The sequence below is a fragment of the Mycobacterium europaeum genome (genome assembly GCF_034555895.2).
In the GTDB taxonomy this organism is placed as follows: domain Bacteria; phylum Actinomycetota; class Actinomycetes; order Mycobacteriales; family Mycobacteriaceae; genus Mycobacterium; species Mycobacterium europaeum.
In genome coordinates this window covers 3,870,540-3,890,760 of record NZ_CP157315.1, presented here as the reverse complement: position 1 = coordinate 3,890,760, position 20,221 = coordinate 3,870,540, and the positions used below count along the sequence as shown (strand labels likewise).

Annotated in this window: 23 protein-coding genes; 18 read left to right on the top strand and 5 right to left on the bottom strand. The window is 69.0% G+C overall.

The features are described from left to right. The first annotated feature begins 118 nt into the window (after positions 1-118). The 6 genes from U8D42_RS17885 to U8D42_RS17860 are packed head-to-tail and all read left to right on the top strand — an operon-like array spanning position 119 to position 5,817. Positions 119-874 (top strand): deoxyribonuclease IV, encoded by a 756-nt coding sequence (locus U8D42_RS17885; RefSeq protein ID WP_322858752.1) that lies wholly within the window; start codon positions 119-121, stop codon positions 872-874. Between the two features lie 9 nt (positions 875-883). Then, positions 884-1,714, top strand: a complete 831-nt coding sequence (locus U8D42_RS17880; protein WP_322858753.1) for an alpha/beta hydrolase family esterase — start codon at positions 884-886, stop codon at positions 1,712-1,714. A 53-nt stretch (positions 1,715-1,767) separates the two neighbouring features. Beyond that, positions 1,768-3,396, top strand: a complete 1,629-nt coding sequence (locus U8D42_RS17875) for an acyl-CoA dehydrogenase family protein (RefSeq protein WP_085240542.1) — start codon at positions 1,768-1,770, stop codon at positions 3,394-3,396. Further along, positions 3,393-4,331, top strand: a complete 939-nt coding sequence (locus tag U8D42_RS17870; RefSeq protein WP_322858754.1) for a crotonase/enoyl-CoA hydratase family protein — start codon at positions 3,393-3,395, stop codon at positions 4,329-4,331. Before U8D42_RS17875 ends, U8D42_RS17870 begins: the two co-directional genes overlap by 4 nt. Positions 4,332-4,333: 2 nt before the next feature. Further along, positions 4,334-5,053 carry a PaaX family transcriptional regulator C-terminal domain-containing protein gene (locus U8D42_RS17865; RefSeq protein WP_085240540.1) on the top strand — a complete coding sequence of 240 codons (720 nt, stop codon included), beginning with the start codon at positions 4,334-4,336 and terminating at the stop codon, positions 5,051-5,053. Next, a complete protein-coding gene (locus tag U8D42_RS17860; protein ID WP_085240539.1) occupies positions 5,050-5,817 on the top strand; it encodes a crotonase/enoyl-CoA hydratase family protein in 768 nt (255 codons plus the stop codon). Before U8D42_RS17865 ends, U8D42_RS17860 begins: the two co-directional genes overlap by 4 nt. Before the next feature lie 20 nt (positions 5,818-5,837). Here U8D42_RS17860 and U8D42_RS17855 read toward each other — a convergent pair whose 3' ends face one another. From U8D42_RS17855 to U8D42_RS17845, 3 genes are all read right to left on the bottom strand, one after another. Further along, positions 5,838-6,572 (bottom strand): DUF732 domain-containing protein, encoded by a 735-nt coding sequence (locus U8D42_RS17855; protein WP_322858755.1) that lies wholly within the window; start codon positions 6,570-6,572, stop codon positions 5,838-5,840. 88 nt (positions 6,573-6,660) lie between these two features. After that, positions 6,661-7,146: a DUF3060 domain-containing protein gene (locus tag U8D42_RS17850; protein ID WP_431523785.1), complete on the bottom strand. Its 486-nt coding sequence runs from the start codon at positions 7,144-7,146 to the stop codon at positions 6,661-6,663. 63 nt (positions 7,147-7,209) lie between these two features. Then, positions 7,210-7,578, bottom strand: coding sequence for a DUF3060 domain-containing protein (locus U8D42_RS17845; protein ID WP_085240537.1), 369 nt, complete (start codon positions 7,576-7,578; stop codon positions 7,210-7,212). Positions 7,579-7,716: 138 nt separating this feature from the next. Between U8D42_RS17845 and U8D42_RS17840 the strand changes: the two genes are divergently transcribed. The 9 genes from U8D42_RS17840 (at position 7,717) to U8D42_RS17800 (ending at position 16,874) form a co-directional block, all read left to right on the top strand. Further along, on the top strand, positions 7,717-8,361 hold the full coding sequence (locus U8D42_RS17840) for a TetR/AcrR family transcriptional regulator (protein WP_085240536.1): 645 nt from the start codon (positions 7,717-7,719) through the stop codon (positions 8,359-8,361). A gap of 301 nt (positions 8,362-8,662) precedes the next feature. Continuing rightward, a complete protein-coding gene (rpsL, locus tag U8D42_RS17835) occupies positions 8,663-9,037 on the top strand; it encodes a 30S ribosomal protein S12 (protein WP_007767794.1) in 375 nt (124 codons plus the stop codon). Further along, a complete protein-coding gene (gene rpsG / locus U8D42_RS17830) occupies positions 9,037-9,507 on the top strand; it encodes a 30S ribosomal protein S7 (RefSeq protein ID WP_007167813.1) in 471 nt (156 codons plus the stop codon). The genes rpsL and rpsG overlap by 1 nt, the downstream gene beginning before the upstream one ends. 84 nt (positions 9,508-9,591) lie before the next feature. Beyond that, positions 9,592-11,697 (top strand): elongation factor G, encoded by a 2,106-nt coding sequence (gene fusA / locus U8D42_RS17825; RefSeq protein ID WP_085240535.1) that lies wholly within the window; start codon positions 9,592-9,594, stop codon positions 11,695-11,697. Positions 11,698-11,807: 110 nt separating this feature from the next. After that, on the top strand, positions 11,808-12,998 hold the full coding sequence (gene tuf / locus U8D42_RS17820; protein ID WP_067921884.1) for an elongation factor Tu: 1,191 nt from the start codon (positions 11,808-11,810) through the stop codon (positions 12,996-12,998). A gap of 132 nt (positions 12,999-13,130) precedes the next feature. Further along, the gene (locus U8D42_RS17815; protein ID WP_085240534.1) at positions 13,131-13,883 is read left to right on the top strand and encodes a PE family protein; all 753 of its coding nucleotides are present in this window, start codon (positions 13,131-13,133) and stop codon (positions 13,881-13,883) included. A gap of 88 nt (positions 13,884-13,971) precedes the next feature. Beyond that, positions 13,972-14,802: an SHOCT domain-containing protein gene (locus U8D42_RS17810; RefSeq protein WP_085240533.1), complete on the top strand. Its 831-nt coding sequence runs from the start codon at positions 13,972-13,974 to the stop codon at positions 14,800-14,802. A gap of 49 nt (positions 14,803-14,851) precedes the next feature. Beyond that, entirely contained in the window at positions 14,852-15,670 is an 819-nt protein-coding gene (locus U8D42_RS17805) for a mycofactocin-coupled SDR family oxidoreductase (RefSeq protein ID WP_322858756.1), read from the top strand. 25 nt (positions 15,671-15,695) lie between these two features. Continuing rightward, a complete protein-coding gene (locus U8D42_RS17800) occupies positions 15,696-16,874 on the top strand; it encodes an NAD(P)/FAD-dependent oxidoreductase (RefSeq protein WP_322858757.1) in 1,179 nt (392 codons plus the stop codon). 46 nt (positions 16,875-16,920) lie between these two features. Here the strand turns inward: U8D42_RS17800 and U8D42_RS17795 are convergent, their stop codons facing one another. Then, positions 16,921-17,967 (bottom strand): DUF2332 domain-containing protein, encoded by a 1,047-nt coding sequence (locus U8D42_RS17795; RefSeq protein WP_322858758.1) that lies wholly within the window; start codon positions 17,965-17,967, stop codon positions 16,921-16,923. Beyond that, complete coding sequence (gene mftR / locus U8D42_RS17790; protein ID WP_085240529.1) at positions 17,964-18,560, bottom strand: mycofactocin system transcriptional regulator; 597 nt, start codon at positions 18,558-18,560, stop codon at positions 17,964-17,966. The genes U8D42_RS17795 and mftR overlap by 4 nt, the downstream gene beginning before the upstream one ends. A 99-nt stretch (positions 18,561-18,659) precedes the next feature. Here mftR and mftA point away from each other — a divergent pair, with 99 nt between their 5' ends. Genes mftA through mftC form a run of 3 tightly spaced genes read left to right on the top strand, consistent with a single transcriptional unit; the run spans position 18,660 to position 20,220 of the window. Continuing rightward, the gene (gene mftA / locus U8D42_RS17785) at positions 18,660-18,749 is read left to right on the top strand and encodes a mycofactocin precursor MftA (protein WP_040621348.1); all 90 of its coding nucleotides are present in this window, start codon (positions 18,660-18,662) and stop codon (positions 18,747-18,749) included. After that, positions 18,734-19,027, top strand: coding sequence for a mycofactocin biosynthesis chaperone MftB (gene mftB, locus U8D42_RS17780; RefSeq protein ID WP_085240528.1), 294 nt, complete (start codon positions 18,734-18,736; stop codon positions 19,025-19,027). Before mftA ends, mftB begins: the two co-directional genes overlap by 16 nt. Further along, a complete protein-coding gene (gene mftC, locus U8D42_RS17775) occupies positions 19,024-20,220 on the top strand; it encodes a mycofactocin radical SAM maturase (RefSeq protein WP_085240527.1) in 1,197 nt (398 codons plus the stop codon). Before mftB ends, mftC begins: the two co-directional genes overlap by 4 nt. Position 20,221 lies beyond the last annotated feature (1 nt).

Below are 20,221 nucleotides of genomic sequence, written 5' to 3'. Positions count from 1 at the left end.
TCAGGGAAAGCCCCCGCCCCGTGCGGGGGCTTTTTCTATGCCGAGCAGACGCAAAGTCGCACGCCGCGGGCTCCCGCAGTGCGATTCTGCGTCTGCTCGCCGCACTAGACTGGGCCGCGTGCTGATCGGTTCACATGTCCGCAATGACGACCCGCTGGCCGCCGCGGAGGCGGACGGCGCCGACGTGGTGCAGTTCTTCCTCAGCAACCCGCAGAGCTGGAAGAAACCGAAGCCCCGCGAGGACGCCGAGGCGCTCAAGGCGTCCACCGTGCCGCTGTACGTGCACGCGCCCTACCTCATCAACGTGGCATCGGCGAACAACCGGATCCGCATCCCGTCGCGCAAGATCCTGCAGGACACCTGCGACGCCGCGTCGGAGATCGACGCGACGGCGGTGATCGTGCACGGCGGCCACGCCGACGACGACGACATGGAGGCCGGTTTCGAGCGGTGGGTCAAAGCGCTCGACTACCTGGAAACCGACATGCAGGTGTACCTGGAGAACACCGCGGGCGGCGACCACGCGATGGCCCGCCACTTCGACACCATCGGCAGGCTCTGGGACCACATCGGCGACAAGGGGATTGGGTTCTGCCTGGACACCTGCCATGCGTGGGCGGCCGGTGAGCAACTGATCGACGCGGTGGACCGGATCAAGGCGCTGACCGGGCGCATCGACCTGGTGCACTGCAACGACTCGCGGGACGCGGCGGGCTCGGGCGCCGACCGGCACGCCAACTTCGGCACCGGCCAGATCGACCCCGAGTTGCTGGCCGCGGTCGTCAAGGCGGCCGACGCTCCGGTCATCTGCGAGACCGCCGACGAGGGCCGCAAGGACGACATCGCGTTCCTGCGGGAAAAGACCAGCGGCTGAGCCACGGCCGTGCCCGGTCGGCTCGCCACCCTCGTCGGGGTCGTCCTACTGGTCGCGGGCTGTTCGCCGACACCGCCGTCGGGCTTCGTGACCGGCACCAGTTTGCACCATCTGCGGGCGGGCGGGCACGGCCGCAGCTACCGGCTCTACAAGCCCGCGGGAACACCGAACGCGGCTCCGCTGGTCGTCGTCCTGCACGGCTATTCCGGTAGCGCGAGGCAGGTCGAAAGGGATTACGGCTGGGACCAACTGGCCGATTCGGCCAGATTCGTCGTCGCCTACCCCGACGGACTCGACGGCGCCTGGAACGTCGACGGGGAGTCGTGCTGCGGCCGGCCGGGACGGGAAGGCGTCGACGACGTCGCCTTCATCGCCGCGGCGGTGGCCGACATCGCCAAGAACGTCGGCACCGATCCCGCCCGGGTCTACGTCGCCGGCATGAGCAACGGCGGCATCATGTCCTACACGCTGGCGTGCGCCACCGACATCTTCGCCGCGATCGGTCCGGTGGCCGGCACCCAGCTCAACGAATGCCCGAACCCGCGCCCGGTATCGATCATGCACATCCACGGCACGGCGGACCGGCTGGTGCCCTACAACGGCGGGCAGGGTTTCAGCGTCATCAACGGGCCCCCGGTGCCGAGCGTGAACGCGTTCTGGCGCAACGTCGACCGGTGTGCGAGCCCGGCCAGCGCGACCGATGGACCGATCACCACGTCGACGGCGGAATGCGCCGGCAACCGCGGCGTCACGCTCATCACGATCGACCGGGGCGGCCACGAGTGGCCGGCGTTCGCCAGCCGGGCGCTGTGGGGCTTCTTTCGAGCTCATACCCGCTGACGGACGGGCATTACACCTCTTGTGCAACTGTCGTGAAAATGTAACATGAGGGGATGTCGGATACGCATGTCGTCACCAACCAGGTTCCCCCGCTGGAAAACTACAACCCCGCGACGTCCGCGGTGCTCATGGAGGCCCTGATCCGCGAGGGCGGGGAATGGGGCTCAGAAGAGGTGAACGAGGTGGGGGCGATCGCCGCCGGCCACGAGGCGCAGCGCTGGGGCGAGCTCGCCGACCGCAACCGTCCGATCCTGCACACCCACGACAGGTACGGTCACCGGGTCGACGAGGTCGAGTACGACCCGGCCTACCACGAGCTGATGCGCACGGCGATCGCCGCCGGCATCCACGCCGCGCCGTGGGCCGACGACCGCCCGGGCGCGCATGTGGTGCGTGCCGCGAAGATGTCGGTCTGGAACGTCGAGCCCGGCCACACCTGCCCGATCTCGATGACCTACGCCGTCGTCCCCGCGCTGCGCTATCACCCCGAACTCGCGGCGGTCTACGAGCCGCTGCTCACCAGCCGTGAATACGACCCCGAACTCAAGCTCGCCACCACCAAGCGCGGCATCACCGCCGGCATGTCGATGACCGAGAAGCAGGGCGGGTCCGACGTGCGCGCCGGCACCACGCAGGCAACCCCCAACAGCGACGGCAGCTACCGCCTGACCGGGCACAAGTGGTTCACCTCGGCGCCGATGTGCGACATCTTCCTGGTCCTCGCGCAGGCCCCGGGCGGGCTGTCCTGCTTTCTGCTGCCGCGGATACTGCCCGACGGCACCCGCAACCGCATGTTCCTGCAGCGGCTCAAGGACAAGCTCGGCAACCACGCCAACGCGTCGAGCGAGGTCGAATACGACGGCGCCACCGCGTGGTTGGTGGGCGAGGAGGGCCGCGGAGTGCCCACCATCATCGAGATGGTCAACCTCACCCGGCTGGACTGCACCCTGGGCAGCGCGACCAGCATGCGCACCGGACTGACCCGGGCCATCCACCACGCCCAGCACCGAAAGGCGTTCGGCGCCTACCTGATCGATCAGCCGCTGATGCGCAACGTGCTGGCCGACCTGGCCGTGGAGGCCGAGGCCGCCACCATCGTGGCAATGCGGATGGCCGGCGCCACCGACAAGGCGTTGCGGGGCGACGACCGGGAGGCGCTGCTGCGCCGCATCGGTCTGGCGGCCAGCAAGTACTGGGTGTGCAAGCGCGCCACCCCGCACGCCGCCGAGGCGCTGGAATGCCTGGGCGGCAACGGCTACGTCGAGGACTCGGGCATGCCGCGGCTGTTCCGTGAGGCGCCGCTGATGGGCATCTGGGAGGGCTCGGGCAACGTCAGCGCGCTGGACACGTTGCGCGCCATGGCCACCCGGCCCGAATGCGTCGAGGTGCTGTTCGACGAGCTGGCCGAAAGCGCCGGCGCCGACCCGCGACTGGGCGCGCACGTCGAACGGCTGCGGCGCGACCTGACCGACCTGGACACCATCGCCCACCGGGCCCGCAAGGTCGCCGAGGACATCTGTCTGGCGCTGCAGGGATCGCTGCTGGTGCGCCACGGCCACCCCGCCGTCGCCGAGGCCTTCCTGACCACCCGGCTCGACGGGCAGTGGGGCGGCGCCTACGGCACCATGCCCGTCGGGCTGGACCTGGCCCCGATCCTCGAGCGCGCCCTGGTCAAGGGATGACGCACGCGATCAGGCCGGTCGACTTCGACAACCTCAAGACGATGACCTACGAGGTCACCGATCGGGTTGCCCGGATCACCTTCAACCGGCCGGAGAAGGGCAACGCGATCGTCGCGGACACCCCGCTGGAGCTCTCGGCCCTGGTGGAGCGCGCCGACCTCGACCCGAAAGTGCACGTCATCCTGGTCTCGGGCCGCGGGGAGGGGTTCTGCGCGGGTTTCGACCTGTCCGCCTATGCCGACCGCACCGGTTCGGCCGGCGGGACCGGCGCCTATCGGGACACGGTGCTGGACGGAAAAACCCAGGCGGTCAACCACTTACCGAATCAGCCGTGGGATCCGATGATCGACTACCAGATGATGAGCCGGTTCGTGCGCGGCTTCTCCAGCCTGATGCACGCCGACAAGCCGACGGTGGTCAAGATCCACGGCTACTGCGTGGCCGGGGGCACCGACATCGCGCTGCACGCCGACCAGGTGATCGCCGCCGCCGATGCCAAGATCGGCTACCCGCCCACGCGGGTGTGGGGCGTCCCGGCGGCGGGGTTGTGGGCGCACCGGCTCGGCGATCAGCGCGCCAAGCGCCTGCTGTTCACCGGCGATTGCATCACCGGCGCACAGGCCGCCGAATGGGGCCTGGCGGTCGAGGCGCCGGACCCGGCCGACCTCGACGAGCGCACCGAGCGGCTCGTGCAACGCATCGCCGCGGTGCCCGTCAACCAGCTGATCATGGTCAAGCTGGCACTGAATTCGGCTCTGCTGCAACAGGGTGTGGCCACCAGCAGGATGGTCAGCACCGTGTTCGACGGGGTCGCGCGGCACACCCCGGAGGGCCACGCCTTCGTCGCCGACGCCACCGAGCACGGCTTCCGCGACGCGGTGCGGCATCGCGACGAGCCCTTCGGCGACTACGGCCGCCGGGCGTCACAGGTATAGCCATGCCCACCATGACGGCCCGGTCGGTGGTGCTCAGCGTGCTGCTGGGGGCCCACCCGGCGTGTGCCAGCGCGAGTGAATTAATAAGGCTCACTTCCGATTTCGGTATCAAGGAGACCACCCTGCGGGTGGCGCTGACCCGCATGGTCGGCGCCGGCGACCTGATCCGCTCCGCGGACGGCTACCGGCTCTCGGACCGGCTGCTGGCCCGCCAGCGGCGGCAGGACGACGCCATCGACCCGCGGCTGCGAACGTGGCGCGGGGACTGGGTCACGCTGATCGTGACCAGCGTGGGCGGCGACGCGCGCACCCGGGCCGCACTGCGGACCGCTCTGCACGCCAAGCGCTTCGGTGAGCTGCGCGAAGGCGTCTGGATGCGGCCGGACAACCTGGAGTTCGACCTGGACCCCGAGATCGATGCCCGGGTCCGGGTCCTGCGGGCCCGCGACGACGACCCGGCCGGGCTGGCCGCCCAGCTGTGGGACCTGCCCGCCTGGGCGCGCGCCGGCCGGGAGTTGCTCGACGCGATGGCCGCCGCGCGCGACATTCCGGGACGTTTCGTGGTGGCGGCGGCCACGGTGCGACACCTGCTCACCGACCCGGTGCTGCCCGACGAACTGCTGCCGGGCGACTGGCCCGGCGCCCGGCTGCGTGCGGCCTACCACGACTTCGCCACCGAGCTGCTCGAGCGGCGGGAACCACTATTTGCGGAGGCACAATGAGCGATCCGGTGCGTATCGAGCGCAATGGCCCGGTGACGACCGTCATCTTGAACCGGCCGGCGGCGCGCAACGCGGTCAACGGCCCCACCGCCGCCGCGCTGTACGCGGCATTCGACGAATTCGACCGTGACGAGACGGCATCCGTCGCGGTGTTGTGGGGAGACGGTGGAACCTTTTGCGCCGGAGCCGATTTGAAGGCCTTCGGTACACCCGACGCGAACGCCGTGCACCGGACCGGCCCGGGGCCGATGGGCCCCACCCGAATGGTGTTGTCCAAACCCGTGATCGCCGCGGTGAGCGGCTACGCCGTCGCAGGAGGCCTGGAGCTGGCCATCTGGTGTGACCTGCGGGTTGCCGAGGAGGACGCCGTGTTCGGGGTGTTCTGCCGGCGGTGGGGGGTGCCGCTGATCGACGGCGGCACCGTGCGGCTGCCGCGGCTGATCGGGCACAGCCGCGCGATGGACATGATTCTCACCGGCCGCGGTGTCAGGGCCGATGAGGCGCTCGCGATGGGGCTGGCCAACCGCGTCGTGCCCACCGGTCAGGCGCGGCAGGCGGCCGAGGAACTGGCGGCGCAGCTGGCCGCGCTGCCGCAGCAGTGCCTGCGATCGGACCGGCTTTCGGCGTTAAATCAATGGGGTGCAACGGAATCCGAGGCGATCGACTTCGAGTTCGCCAGCATCTCCCGTGTCGCCGCCGAGGCGAACGAGGGGGCCGGGCGGTTCGCCGCGGGCGCCGGCCGGCACGGCGCGCCCGCGGGCTAGCCAACCCCTGGGCGCACGGCCTACGGCGCGAGCCGCACCCTGCCGGGCGGCATGGGGGGTGGCTCCGGACCGGCGCCACCACCGCCGGCAGGGCCGCTCGGCTGAGGGCCGCCGGGCTCCTGTGGCGGTCCCGATGGCGACTGCTGCGCCGGCAGCGGTCGTTGCGGCGGAGACGGGGTCGTGACCGGCCGGGGTGGCGTCATGATCTGGGCCGTCGGCGGCGGCGGGGGCGGAAGCTGCGGTGGGTCGGGCTCGCCGGTTTCCCCCGAGGGGAACGGTCCCCGCACCAAGCTGATCGCCCGAAAGGCGGCGGTGTGCGTGTCCACGGTGCTCCGCTGCGACGGTGCGCTCGAGCCGGGCACGGGATTGGCCATGGATTGCAGGGCAGCGATCTTGGGTTGATTGTTCGGGCAGTAGGCCTCGACCGAGGCGGAGATGAATCGGGCGACGGTGCGCATGACGCGGTCCGGAGGGTACGGGCCGCCGGCCGCGTTGGCGTTGAACGCCCGTCGCTTCATGTCGTCGACCACGCCGTCGGCCGGCATCCCGCCATCGAGTTGGCGACAAATCCTATGGGCCGTGGCGATGAGGCTCGGCACGTTCTCGAGGGCGGGGATGCCCTTTTGATCGAGCAGGGCCACGAACTGGTCGTCGGGGTTGGGGTCGGCCGCCGCCGCGGGAAGCATGCCGGCGCCGGTCAGTACCACGAAGGCCGTCACCAGCGCGCCGGCGCGGTTGGTGGTACTGGGGAACATGGCTGGATCCGTTCTGCTGGCACGATCATATGCCCCGGCCACCCCCGCAGCATCTCGGCGAAAACCGATGCCGGCGAACGACTACCGGTCAGCCGCCCTTGGTGATGGTGTTGCCCGAACCGAGGTTGTCGACCTTGGGCTCACCGTCCTTGTAGGTGATGGTGTTGTTGAGCCCCACCACGGTGATGCGGGTGTCGACCTTGTCCAGGGTGATCTTGTTGTTGGTGCCGCCGACGGTCACCGTCGCGCAGTCTCCGGTGACGGTCAGGGTGTTCTCCGAGCCGCCCACGTTCAGCGACTTGCCGCTGGCGCAGTCGAGCGTCGTGGTGGTGCCCATCGAGCCGTAGTTGAGTGTGTTGCCGATCTCCACCGACGCGGTGGTGCTCGCCCCGCCCGACTCTGTCGTCGGCGCCGCCCCGGCGCTCGTCGTCGTGGTGGTGCTCTTCGTCGTCGTGGTCGATCCCGCGGGGGGATTGGCCGTCGAACTGCAGCCGGCCACCGTGACGGCGGCGACGGCCGAGGCCACGGCGAGTGCGATCAGCCCCGCGGGGCGGTCAAAGATGTGGGCGGACAATGTTCCTCGATTCCCCTCGATTTGAATGGCCTGTTCGCCTGGATGGCGGTGCGGGGGTCCGGCTCAGCCGGGCACCTGCTGGAGCCGGTTGGTCATGCCGAGCTCGCGGCCGCGGTCCCAGATGAACGGCGTGCCGCTGTGGTAGAACACCGTCTGGTCGTAGCCGTAGACGGTGATGTCGTGCGAGACCGAGTCGGCGACGACGGTGTTGGACGATCCCATCACCGTCACCGCGTAGCAGTTGCCCAGCGCCGTCACGTTGTTACGGGTCCCGTTGACCAGCAGGGTGGCGTCGTTGCAGTCCAGCGTCTGCTCGATGCCCTCCCCGATCACGTGGGTGTCGCCATTCTTGGCGTGCGCGGCGGGTGCGGGAATGGCGGCGACGGTGATGATGCAGGTTGCCAACGACCCGGCGGCGGTTGTCCAGTTCACTGCGGGCCCCCTCTGTGACGGGTGGATCTGCTCGATGAGATTACGTCCATCCGGCCATGGCTGAAACAGTTTCGTGCCCGGCGTCAACTAGAGTCATTAGTTAAGCACCCCGATGAACGCAAGCGAAGGGCCCCCGCCATGGCAGCTCAGCCGGAAACGCCCGCGGCGGCCGGGCGCCCGCGCGCGGGGAGAACGGGCTCGCGCCCAGCCAAGCTGAGCCGCGACGGCATCATCGACGGCGCGCTCACCTTCCTGGACCGCGAGGGCTGGGATGCCCTCACCATCAACGCGCTGGCGACCCAACTCGGCACCAAGGGTCCGTCGCTGTACAACCACGTGGACAGCCTGGAGGACCTGCGCCGCGCCGTGCGGATCCGCGTCATCGACGACATCATCACGATGCTGAACAGGGTCGGCGAGGGTCGTGCCCGCGACGACGCGGTGCTGGTCATGGCGGGCGCGTACCGCAGCTACGCCCACCACCATCCCGGCCGGTACTCGGCGTTCACCCGGATGCCGCTGGGCGGTGACGACCCCGAGTACACGGCCGCGACGCGGGGAGCGGCCGCGCCGGTGATCTCGGTGCTGTCCTCCTATGGTCTCGACGGCGAGGAGGCCTTCCACGCGTCGCTGGAGTTCTGGTCCGCGCTGCACGGCTTCGTGCTGCTGGAGATGACGGGTGTCATGGACGACATCGACACCGACGCGCTGTTCTCGGACATGGTGCTGCGCCTGGCGGCCGGCCTCGAGCGGCGCGTCGCGCACAACGGCGCGAGGTCCTAACCCGATGGTGGCGACCCGCTTCGCCCGGCTGCGCCGCGCTCGCGATCGCCACGAGCCGCCGCTTTGACCTGCGAGACCGGCGCCGGGTATTGTGGAGGCTCGTGCCTGGCGGCTTACGGCGCCTAACCGTAAGGAAGTGGATGCCGGGCGAATTCGCATGTCTACGACGCATCGGATCTTCTTCGGGTGCCCAGCGCGTGCGACACACCCGGCCGCGGGGTAGTGCGGCGGGGCATAACTGCAGTACGAAGACTTGAGAACAGCCGACAGACACCGAACACGAACACAGAAAGCGTCCTAGATGCCAACGATTCAGCAGCTGGTCCGCAAGGGTCGCCGCGACAAGGTCGCCAAGGTCAAGACCGCGGCCCTGAAGGGCAGCCCGCAGCGCCGTGGCGTATGCACCCGCGTGTACACCACCACCCCGAAGAAGCCGAACTCGGCGCTTCGGAAGGTCGCGCGCGTGAAGCTGACCAGCCAGGTCGAGGTCACCGCCTACATCCCGGGCGAGGGCCACAACCTGCAGGAGCACTCGATGGTGTTGGTCCGCGGTGGCCGAGTCAAGGACCTGCCCGGTGTGCGGTACAAGATCATTCGCGGTTCGCTGGACACCCAGGGCGTCAAGAACCGCAAGCAGGCTCGCAGCCGTTACGGCGCAAAGAAGGAGAAGAGCTGATGCCGCGCAAGGGGCCCGCGCCGAAGCGTCCGTTGGTCAACGACCCCGTCTACGGGTCGCAGCTGGTCACCCAGCTGGTGAACAAAGTTCTCCTGCAAGGGAAGAAATCGCTGGCCGAGCGCATTGTTTATGGAGCGCTCGAGAATGCCCGGGACAAGACCGGCACCGATCCCGTGATCACGCTCAAGCGTGCCCTCGACAACGTCAAGCCCGCGCTGGAGGTGCGCAGTCGCCGCGTCGGCGGTGCGACCTACCAGGTGCCGGTCGAGGTCCGTCCGGACCGGTCCACCACGCTGGCCCTGCGCTGGCTGGTCAGCTTCTCGCGGCAGCGCCGGGAGAAGACGATGGTCGAGCGGCTGGCGAACGAGATCCTGGACGCCAGCAACGGCCTGGGAGCCTCCGTCAAGCGGCGTGAGGACACCCACAAGATGGCCGAGGCCAACCGCGCGTTCGCGCACTATCGCTGGTAGAGGCGGCGCCGGGCGCCAAATTGGCGTAGTGGCCGGACGCAACCAAGACAGCAACCAAGCAATCGAAAGAGTGGGAAGACTTCTGTGGCACAGAAGGACGTGCTGACCGACCTGACCAAGGTCCGCAACATCGGCATCATGGCGCACATCGACGCCGGCAAGACGACGACGACCGAGCGCATCCTCTACTACACCGGTATCAGCTACAAGATCGGTGAGGTCCACGACGGCGCCGCCACCATGGACTGGATGGAGCAGGAGCAGGAGCGGGGGATCACCATCACCTCCGCGGCCACCACCTGCTTCTGGAACGACAACCAGATCAACATCATCGACACCCCCGGGCACGTCGATTTCACCGTCGAGGTGGAGCGCAGCCTGCGCGTGCTCGACGGCGCCGTCGCCGTCTTCGACGGCAAGGAGGGTGTCGAGCCGCAGTCCGAGCAGGTGTGGCGGCAGGCCGACAAGTACGACGTCCCGCGGATCTGCTTCGTCAACAAGATGGACAAGATCGGCGCCGACTTCTACTTCTCGGTGAAGACCATGGAGGAGCGGCTGGGCGCCAACGTCATCCCGATCCAGCTGCCCGTCGGCTCCGAAGGTGACTTCGAGGGCGTCGTCGACCTGGTCGAGATGAAGGCCAAGGTGTGGAGCGCGGAGGCCAAGCTCGGCGAGAAGTACGACGTCGTCGACATCCCCGCCGACCTGCAGGAGAAGGCCGACGAGTACCGCACCAAGCTGCTCGAGGCCGTCGCCGAGACCGACGAGGCGCTGCTGGAGAAGTACCTCGGCGGCGAGGAGCTCACCGTCGAGGAGATCAAGGGCGCGATCCGCAAGCTGACCATCAGCTCGGAGGCCTACCCGGTGCTGTGCGGCAGCGCCTTCAAGAACAAGGGCGTGCAGCCGATGCTGGACGCGGTCATCGACTACCTGCCCTCGCCGTTGGACGTGCCGCCCGCCGAAGGCCACGTGCCCGGCAAGGAAGACGAGCTGATCACGCGCAAGCCGTCCACCGACGAGCCGTTCTCGGCGCTGGCGTTCAAGGTCGCCACCCACCCGTTCTTCGGCAAGCTGACCTACGTCCGGGTGTACTCGGGCAAGGTCGACTCCGGCAGCCAGGTCATCAACTCGACGAAGGGCAAGAAGGAGCGGCTGGGCAAGCTGTTCCAGATGCACTCCAACAAGGAGAACCCGGTGGAGACGGCTTCGGCCGGCCACATCTACGCGGTGATCGGGCTGAAGGACACCACCACCGGCGACACCCTGAGTGACCCGAACCAGCAGATCGTGCTCGAGTCCATGACGTTCCCCGACCCGGTCATCGAGGTCGCGATCGAGCCCAAGACCAAGAGCGACCAGGAGAAGCTGTCGCTGTCGATCCAGAAGCTCGCCGAAGAGGACCCGACGTTCAAGGTGCACCTGGACCAGGAGACCGGCCAGACCGTGATCGGCGGGATGGGCGAGCTGCACCTGGACATCCTGGTGGACCGCATGCGCCGCGAGTTCAAGGTCGAGGCCAACGTCGGTAAGCCGCAGGTGGCCTACAAGGAGACCATCAAGCGGGCCGCGAACAACGTCGAGTTCACCCACAAGAAGCAGACGGGCGGCTCGGGCCAGTTCGCGAAGGTGATCATCAACCTCGAGCCGTTCACCGGCGAGGACGGTGCCACCTACGAGTTCGAGAACAAGGTCACCGGTGGCCGCATCCCGCGGGAGTACATCCCGTCGGTGGACGCGGGCGCGCAGGACGCGATGCAGTACGGCGTGCTGGCCGGCTACCCGCTGGTGAACCTCAAGGTCACGCTGCTCGACGGCGCCTTCCACGAGGTCGACTCGTCGGAGATGGCGTTCAAGATCGCCGGTTCGCAGGTGCTGAAAAAGGCTGCCGCGCAAGCACAGCCGGTGATCCTGGAACCGATCATGGCCGTCGAGGTCACCACGCCCGAGGATTACATGGGCGACGTGATCGGGGACCTGAACTCCCGCCGTGGCCAGATCCAGGCCATGGAGGAGCGGAGCGGTGCACGCGTCGTCAGGGCGCACGTGCCGCTGTCGGAGATGTTCGGCTACGTGGGCGACCTGAGGTCCAAGACCCAAGGCCGGGCGAACTACTCCATGGTGTTCGACTCGTACGCCGAAGTGCCGGCGAACGTGTCGAAGGAGATCATCGCGAAGGCGACGGGTCAGTAAACATCTGCTCGGAGTAATCTTGCCGGGTCATTGCAAAGCCTTGGGCGCGGCACAACTGAAAACACCAACACTGCTTTAACAAGCACCAACAAGTCCAGGAGGACAACGAAGTGGCGAAGGCGAAGTTCGAGCGGACGAAGCCGCACGTCAACATTGGGACCATCGGTCACGTTGACCACGGCAAGACGACGCTGACCGCGGCTATCACCAAGGTTCTGCACGACAAGTACCCGGACCTGAACGAGTCCCGTGCGTTCGACCAGATCGACAACGCGCCCGAGGAGCGTCAGCGCGGTATCACCATCAACATCTCCCACGTGGAGTACCAGACCGACAAGCGGCACTACGCCCACGTCGACGCCCCCGGCCACGCCGACTACATCAAGAACATGATCACCGGCGCCGCCCAGATGGACGGCGCGATCCTGGTGGTCGCCGCGACCGACGGCCCGATGCCGCAGACCCGCGAGCACGTGCTGCTGGCGCGTCAGGTCGGCGTGCCCTACATCCTGGTGGCGCTGAACAAGGCCGACATGGTCGACGACGAGGAGCTGCTGGAGCTCGTCGAGATGGAGGTCCGCGAGCTGCTGGCCGCCCAGGAGTTCGACGAGGACGCCCCGGTGGTTCGGGTGTCGGCGCTCAAGGCGCTCGAGGGTGACGCCAAGTGGGTCGAGTCCGTCGAGCAGCTGATGGACGCGGTCGACGAGTCGATCCCGGACCCGGTCCGCGAGACCGAGAAGCCGTTCCTGATGCCGGTGGAGGACGTGTTCACCATCACCGGTCGTGGCACCGTGGTCACCGGTCGTGTGGAGCGCGGCGTGATCAATGTGAACGAGGAAGTCGAGATCGTCGGCATCCGGCCGACCAGCACCAAGACCACGGTCACCGGTGTGGAGATGTTCCGCAAGCTGCTCGACCAGGGGCAGGCCGGCGACAACGTCGGTCTGCTGCTGCGCGGTATCAAGCGCGAGGACGTCGAGCGCGGCCAGGTCGTGACCAAGCCTGGCACCACCACGCCGCACACCGAGTTCGAGGGCTCGGTCTACATCCTGTCCAAGGATGAGGGCGGCCGGCACACGCCGTTCTTCAACAACTACCGTCCGCAGTTCTACTTCCGCACCACCGACGTGACCGGTGTGGTGACCTTGCCGGAGGGCACCGAGATGGTGATGCCCGGCGACAACACCAACATCTCGGTCAAGCTGATCCAGCCCGTCGCCATGGACGAGGGCCTGCGGTTCGCGATCCGCGAGGGTGGCCGCACCGTCGGCGCCGGCCGGGTCGTCAAGATCATCAAGTAGTTCCTCAGCGCTAAAGCCCGGATTGCCGATCACGGCAATCCGGGCTTTATGCGTTTTACCGGGCCGAACGCGGGCGGCTCCGCTACGATTCCTCAATAAGGAGTCGGGGCGGAAGATGGCCGGGAGGTTCGGATGTCCTTCGTATTCGCGACGCCTGAGTATGTCGCCGCCGCGGCGTCGGATCTAGCCAGGATCGGCTGGACGATCACGTCGGCGAACTCAATGGCGATGGGCCCCACGTCGACCGTGTTGGCCCCGGGTGCCGACGAGGTGTCGGCGAGCATTGCCGCGCTCTTCGGCGCGCACTCGCAGGTGTACCAGGCGCTCAGCGCGCAGGCGACGGCGTTTCACAACCAGTTCGTGCAGCTGATGAACGGCGGCGCGGCGCAATATCTGGCCACCGAGGCCGCCAACACCACGCCGTTGCAGGCCGCGGGGGCGCCCGCGTCGATGGCGGCGCAGCTGCCGGCGGCGACGGCCGCGGGCGGCGCGGCGCCGGGCGTACCGGCGGGGCCCCTGATGTCCGCCGTCGCGCCGGCGTCGGCGGCGGCGAGCGCCCCGGCACCGGCCGGCCCGGCGGTGGCCGCGGCCGGCACGGGACCGGCCGCGCTGGCCCCCGCCACCACGCCTGCGACGACGGTCCAGGCGGTGACGCCCGCCTACGCCCCGGCCGCCTCGCAACCGGTGGCTTCGACTCCGGCGACGGCCGGCCCGCTGGCGTCGGCGCCGGCTCAGGTCGAGACGCCGCAAGCCGCCGCGGCCCCGGCGATGCCGGTTTCGACCGGCACGCCGGTGAAGATGGTGTCGGCTCATTCGCCCGCCCCGGGCACTCCGGCGGGGCCGTCCGGTCGCCCGGCGCCGACGCTGATACCCAGGGTGGACTGACCCCGGATCGCTTGCGCGTATGCCGCTCGCGGTGAGACCGCGACAGCTAACCTGACACGCAAATTCCGGCCAGTGTAAGGAGGCCCTCGTGTTGGCGCGCTACCTGAAGGCACAGTTGGTGGTTTTGCTGTGCGGCGGCCTGGTCGGGCCGATCTTCTTGATCGTCTACTTCACCCTCGGGCTCGGCAGCCTGTTGCAGTGGATGTTCTATGTCGGTCTGCTCGTCACCGTGGCCGACGTGCTGATCGCACTCGCGTTGGCCAACTACGGCGCGAAGTCCTCGGCCAAGACCGCGGCGCTCGAACAGAGCGGGGTGCTGGCGCTCGCCCAGATCACCGGGGTCACCGAGACCGGGACGTGGATCAACAACCAGCAGGTGGTCAAGGTTCACCTGCACATCGCCGGGCCCGGGTTTCTGCCGTTCGACAGCGAAGACCGGGTGATCGCGAGCGTGACCCGGCTCGGCAACCTCAACGCCCGCAAGCTGGTGGTGCTGGTCAATCCCACCACCAACGAATACCGGATCGACTGGGAGCGAAGCGCTTTGGTCAACGGCCTGGTGCCCGCCCAGTTCACCGTGGCCGAAGACAACCGGACCTACGACCTGAGCGGACAGGCCGGCCCGCTGATGGAGATCCTGCAGATCCTCAAGGCCAACAACGTCCCCCTGGACCGCATGGTGGACATTCGGTCGAATCCGGTGCTGCGCCAGCAGATTCAGGCGGTGGTGCGCCGGGCGGCCGAACAACAGGCCCCGGCCGCCCAGCCGGCCGCTGCCGGCGGCCCCGCACCGGTGGCCACGCCCCCGCAACCATCGATCGCGCAACGGCTGCAGGAACTCGAGACGCTGCGCGCCAGCGGCGCGGTGACCGACCAGGAGTACAGCAGCCGGCGGGCCCAGATCATCTCGGAAATCTGATCGGCGGCCAAGTTAGAACAGGTTTCAGTTTCGCTGCTAGCCTGACTGCGTGACTGGATCACTGCAGGGGCGCGTCGCGTTCATCACCGGCGCCGCCCGCGCCCAGGGCCGTTCGCACGCGGTGCGGCTGGCCCGGGAGGGTGCCGACATCATCGCGCTCGACATCTGTGCGCCGGCCTCGAAGTGCCTGACCTACACGCCGGCCACGCCGGAGGACCTCGCCGAGACCGTCCGCCTGGTGGAGGCGGAGGGCCGCAAGGTGTTGGCGCGCGAAGTGGACATCCGGGACGACGCCGCGCTGCGCCAGCTCGTGGCCGACGGCGTCGAACAATTCGGCCGGCTCGACATCGTGGTGGCCAACGCCGGAGTCTTGAGCTGGGGCCGGGTTTGGGAACTCACCGATGAGCAGTGGGACACGGTGATCGGGGTCAACCTGACCGGCACCTGGCGCACGCTGCGCGCCACCGTGCCCGCGATGATCGACGCCGGCAACGGGGGCTCGATCGTCGTGGTCAGCTCGTCGGCGGGACTGAAAGCCACCCCCGGTAACGGGCATTACTCGGCCAGCAAGCACGGCCTCACCGCGCTGACCAACACGCTGGCCATCGAGCTCGGCGAATACAACATCCGGGTCAACTCCATCCATCCGTACTCGGTCGACACCCCGATGATCGAGCCGGAGGCGATGATGGAGATATTTGCCCGCCACCCCGGCTTCGTGCACAGCTTTCCCCCGATGCCGTTGCAACCCAACGGCTTCATGACACCGGACGAGGTTGCCGATGTCGTGGCGTGGCTAGCTGGGGACGGCTCCGGCACGATCACCGGCACGCAGGTGCCCGTGGACAAGGGCGCCCTGAAGTACTGATCGGCGATCGTGGTATGAACTCCACGTGACCGCTAGCAAAGGAATCGTGATCGTCGGTGGCGGCCTGGCCGCCACCCGGACCGCCGAGCAACTTCGCCGGTCGGGGTACGCGGGCCGCGTCACGATCGTCAGCGACGAGGTGCACCTGCCGTACGACCGCCCCCCGCTGTCAAAAGAGGTGCTGCGCAAAGAGGTCGACGACGTGGCCCTCAAACCCCGGGAGTGGTACGACGAGAACGACATCACCCTGCGGCTGGGCGCCGCAGCCACCGGCCTGGACACCGCGGCGCAGACGGTGACGCTGGCCGACGGGTCCGTGATCGGCTACGACGAACTGGTCATCGCCACCGGCCTGGTGCCGCGCCGCATCCCGACGCTGCCGGATCTGGAGGGCATCCGGGTGCTGCGCACGTTCGACGAGAGCCTGGCGCTGCGCGAGCACGCGTCCGCCGCGCAGCGCGCCGTGGTCATCGGCGCCGGCTTCATCGGCTGCGAGGTGGCGGCCAGCCTGCGCAGCCTCGGGGTGGACGTCGTGTTGGTCGAGCCCCAGCCGACGCCCCTGGCGGCGGTGCTCGGCGAGCGGATCGGTGAGCTGGTCGCGCGGCTGCACCGCGAGGAAGGTGTCGACGTCCGCCTCGGCGTCGGGGTGGCCGACGTGCGCGGCGACGGGCGGGTGGACACCGTGGTGCTGTCCGACGGCACCGAGCTGGCGGCCGACCTGGTGGTGATCGGCATCGGGTCGCACCCGGCGACCGGCTGGCTCGAGGGCAGCGGTGTCGACGTGGACAACGGCGTGCTCTGCGACCAGGCCGGACGGACCAGCGTGCCCAACGTGTGGGCGCTCGGTGACGTCGCCTCCTGGCGCGATGCGACCGGACATCAAGCACGCGTGGAACATTGGAGCAACGTCGCCGACCAGACCCGCGTCGTGGTGCCCGCGATGCTGGGGCAGGACGTGTCGTCGGCCGCGGTCGTCGTCCCCTACTTCTGGAGCGACCAGTACGACGTGAAGATCCAGTGCCTCGGGGAGCCGGAAGCCACCGACACCGTCCACCTCGTCGAGGACGACGGCCGCAAGTTCCTGGCGTACTACGAGCGCGACGGGGTGCTGGTCGGCGTCGTCGGCGGCGGAATGCCCGGCAAGGTCATGAAGGTCCGCGGCAAGATCGCCACCGGCGCACCCATCTCGGACGTGCTGGGCTGACTTCGGCGCGAGCCGTTGGGCGACAGCCGCTTTCGTTCGCGCCCGCCTACCGCCAGTGCACCGGCGGGCCGTGCGGATGGCATTCGCCGAGAACCTGGAGTTCGCCCCCCGGCCACCGGCGCGCGCGCACCAGGAACCGGATAGGTGCGTCGGGGCCGCCGCGCGCCGGCTCCAGCGTGAGGTGCACGAACGGCGATCGCTCGTCCGCCTGTCCGCCCACGGCGCGGACCCGGGCGCGCACCGTCTCGCGCTCCTCCCGCGACAGGTACTGCCAGGTGATCGAGTGCCACAGCACCGTCAGCGCGCCCTCGGCCGGGCTCAGCTCGGCGACCGCGTCGGCCGCGGTGTGGCGCGCCAGCCGCGCGGGCACCCGCCGGGCGACGTCGACGGCGCCGCGCAGGCGTTCGAGCCGGGCCGTCTGGTCGGGCCAGACGTAGCTCAACAGGGTGAGCTCCCCGTCGGCCCCCGTGACGTCGACGGGTGCGATGTCGTAGCCGCGACGCTCGACGATGCGCAGCGCGCCGTCGGGCGGCAGCGCGCCGCGCCACGCGTCGGAGATGGTCACCGGCGAATCGCTCGGCCCCCACTGTCCGCCGGCGAATAGGTAACGGTAGCGGTCCGCGCGCAGGTTCAGTCCCGCGCTCGTCCCGATCTCGAAAAGCCTTATCGGCAGCGCGGATTCACTGTTGATGCGCAACAGGGCGCCGACCAGTGCGGCGGACCGCCCGACCTCGTTGGTCTGGGGCGGTTGCCGCAACGCCGCCCGCAGCGTTTCGGCGTGCCCGGCCGCGACGTCCACGATCTCGGGCCACGCGCGTGCGGCGTCCCAGCTGCCGCCGGTGCTGGGATACCACCGGCGCAGCTGCGCCGCCCGCCCGTCGAGCACCAACCGGTGCAGGCCGCCGAGCAGCCGCAGCGGCACCGCGAGGCGCGATGGGTCGTCCTCGTGCCCGGACAGGATGGTCGCGAAGACACCGCCGGCGGCGACGTCGCGGGCCACCAGCTCGAAGAGCTCGCCGTACATCGGTGAGCCGGAGCCCGCGCAGAACCGCCCCTGCGCGCGCAGGGTGTGCAGCAGGTGGTCGCCGGTCACGGATCCAACCCGTGCAGCCCGGTGCCCACCACGTCGAACGCCTGGCCCAGCGCGGTCGGCAGCGGGACGGACTCGTCGCCGAGCCAGTGCTCGTAGGCCGAGAGCGCCACCCCGAGCATGGTCCAGGCGACGGTCCGCGGCAGCAGGTCGGTCGTCTTGCAGTCCGACCGGCGGGCGACGAAACCGGCGATCACCTCGCGCCAGCCGGCGTACATGGTCATCGAGTAGGCCTGCAGTTCGGCGGTCTGCAGGATCACCCGCATCCGCTGCCGGTGCCGGGCGGTCTCGGATTCGTCAAAGGTGTTGAACGCCAAGAGCGCATCGCGCAGCGCCTGACCCAGCGGCACCCGCGGGTCGACGTCGTCGAGCAGGTCGCGCAGGTGCGCGAGGTGGGTGTCGAAGTCGCCCCAGGGGATGGCGTTCTTGGACGCGTAGTAGCGAAACAGCGTCCGCCTCGAGATGCCGGCGGCGTGTGCGACGTCGTCGACGCTGACCTCGGCGAACCCGCGGGCGCTGAACAGCTCGATCGCAACGTCGGTGATGTCGTGCGGCGTGGTCGAGCGGCGACGGCCCACCCGCGGCTGCGGCCCCATGAGACCCCGCCCTTCCATTTCGGCACTCGATGCCATATTCTGACGAAGCTTGTGACCCAAGTCCCATCGTTGTCAAGACCCGGCGAAAGGCAAAGACCCATGGACCACGAAACCGAGACCGAGACCCAGCTCGTCGCCGAGACCCTGGTCGAAGAGGTGTCGATCGACGGCATGTGCGGGGTCTACTGAGCCGCGTGTTCGACCCCGACCGCGGCTGGCGGTTGCACCCGCAGGTGGCGGTTCGACCCGAACCGTTCGGGGCGCTGCTCTACCACTTCGGCACCCGCAAGCTGTCGTTTCTGAAGAACCGCACCATCCTCACCGTGGTGCGGTCCCTGGCCGACCATCCCGATGTGCACTCGGCCTGCCGCGCGGCGGGGGTGGACGACGGGGGTGAGGCGCCGTACTTGCACGCACTGGGCGTGTTGGCCGATTCGTTGATGTTGGTTCCACAGGAGGCCCCATGACCGCCGGACTGGCCAGAGTGCCGCGGCTCATCGAGCAGTTCGAGAGCGGGCTGGATGCGCCCATCTGCCTGACGTGGGAGCTGACCTACGCCTGCAATCTGGCGTGCGTGCACTGCCTTTCGTCGTCGGGCAAGCGGGATCCGCGGGAGCTGTCCACCCGGCAATGCATGGACATCATCGACGAGCTGGAACGCATGCAGGTGTTCTACGTCAACATCGGCGGTGGCGAGCCCACCGTGCGGCCGGACTTCTGGGAGCTGGTCGACTACGCCACCGCGCACCACGTCGGGGTGAAGTTCTCCACCAACGGGGTCCGCATCACCGAAGAGGTTGCCGCCCGGCTGGCCGCCAGCGACTACGTCGACGTCCAGATCTCGCTCGACGGCGCCACCGCGGAGGTCAACGACGCGGTCCGCGGTCCCGGCTCCTTCGACATGGCGGTGCGGGCGCTGCAGAACCTGGCTGACGCGGGCTTCGCGGACGCGAAGATCTCCGTCGTCGTCACCCGGCACAACGTCGACCAACTCGACGAATTCGCCGCGCTGGCAGACCGTTACGGCGCCACCCTGCGGATCACCCGGCTGCGTCCGTCGGGGCGCGGCGCCGACGTCTGGGAGGACCTGCACCCCACCGCCGCCCAGCAGGTGCAGCTCTACGACTGGCTGGTGGCCAAGGGCGAGCGGGTGCTCACCGGCGACTCCTTCTTCCACCTGTCGCCGCTGGGTTCCTCCGGTGCGCTGGCCGGCCTGAACATGTGCGGTGCCGGGCGGGTGGTGTGTTTGATCGACCCGGTGGGTGACGTCTACGCCTGCCCGTTCGCCATCCACGACCGCTTCCTGGCCGGAAACGTCCTGGCCGACGGTGGATTCGACAACGTCTGGAAGAACGCACCGCTGTTCCGGGAGTTGCGCGAACCGCAGTCCGCGGGCGCCTGCGGCAGCTGCGGACACTACGACGCCTGCCGGGGCGGCTGCATGGCCGCCAAGTTCTTCACCGGCCTGCCGATGGACGGCCCGGATCCCGAATGCGTCCAGGGGCACAGCGCCTCGGCGCTGGCCCGGAGCCGTGAGACGCCGCGCCCCCGCGCCGACCATTCCCACGGGCGCCGGGTTCGCCAGCCGGTGCCCCTGACGCTGTCGGTGCGACCACCGGACACACCCCCCGCCCGCCTCTGCAACGAAAGCCCGATCTAGC

What these genes read in the sequence shown, in the direction of transcription:
- U8D42_RS17870 (WP_322858754.1), top strand. Translation starts at nt 3,393, where the DNA reads ATGACGCACGCGATCAGGCCGGTCGACTTCGACAACCTCAAGACGATG.
- U8D42_RS17855 (WP_322858755.1), bottom strand. Translation starts at nt 6,572, where the DNA reads ATGTTCCCCAGTACCACCAACCGCGCCGGCGCGCTGGTGACGGCCTTC.
- U8D42_RS17860 (WP_085240539.1), top strand. Translation starts at nt 5,050, where the DNA reads ATGAGCGATCCGGTGCGTATCGAGCGCAATGGCCCGGTGACGACCGTC.
- U8D42_RS17865 (WP_085240540.1), top strand. Translation starts at nt 4,334, where the DNA reads ATGCCCACCATGACGGCCCGGTCGGTGGTGCTCAGCGTGCTGCTGGGG.
- U8D42_RS17840 (WP_085240536.1), top strand. Translation starts at nt 7,717, where the DNA reads ATGGCAGCTCAGCCGGAAACGCCCGCGGCGGCCGGGCGCCCGCGCGCG.
- mftA (WP_040621348.1), top strand. Translation starts at nt 18,660, where the DNA reads ATGGACCACGAAACCGAGACCGAGACCCAGCTCGTCGCCGAGACCCTG.
- rpsL (WP_007767794.1), top strand. Translation starts at nt 8,663, where the DNA reads ATGCCAACGATTCAGCAGCTGGTCCGCAAGGGTCGCCGCGACAAGGTC.
- rpsG (WP_007167813.1), top strand. Translation starts at nt 9,037, where the DNA reads ATGCCGCGCAAGGGGCCCGCGCCGAAGCGTCCGTTGGTCAACGACCCC.
- U8D42_RS17815 (WP_085240534.1), top strand. Translation starts at nt 13,131, where the DNA reads ATGTCCTTCGTATTCGCGACGCCTGAGTATGTCGCCGCCGCGGCGTCG.
- U8D42_RS17875 (WP_085240542.1), top strand. Translation starts at nt 1,768, where the DNA reads ATGTCGGATACGCATGTCGTCACCAACCAGGTTCCCCCGCTGGAAAAC.
- mftR (WP_085240529.1), bottom strand. Translation starts at nt 18,560, where the DNA reads ATGGGGCCGCAGCCGCGGGTGGGCCGTCGCCGCTCGACCACGCCGCAC.
- mftC (WP_085240527.1), top strand. Translation starts at nt 19,024, where the DNA reads ATGACCGCCGGACTGGCCAGAGTGCCGCGGCTCATCGAGCAGTTCGAG.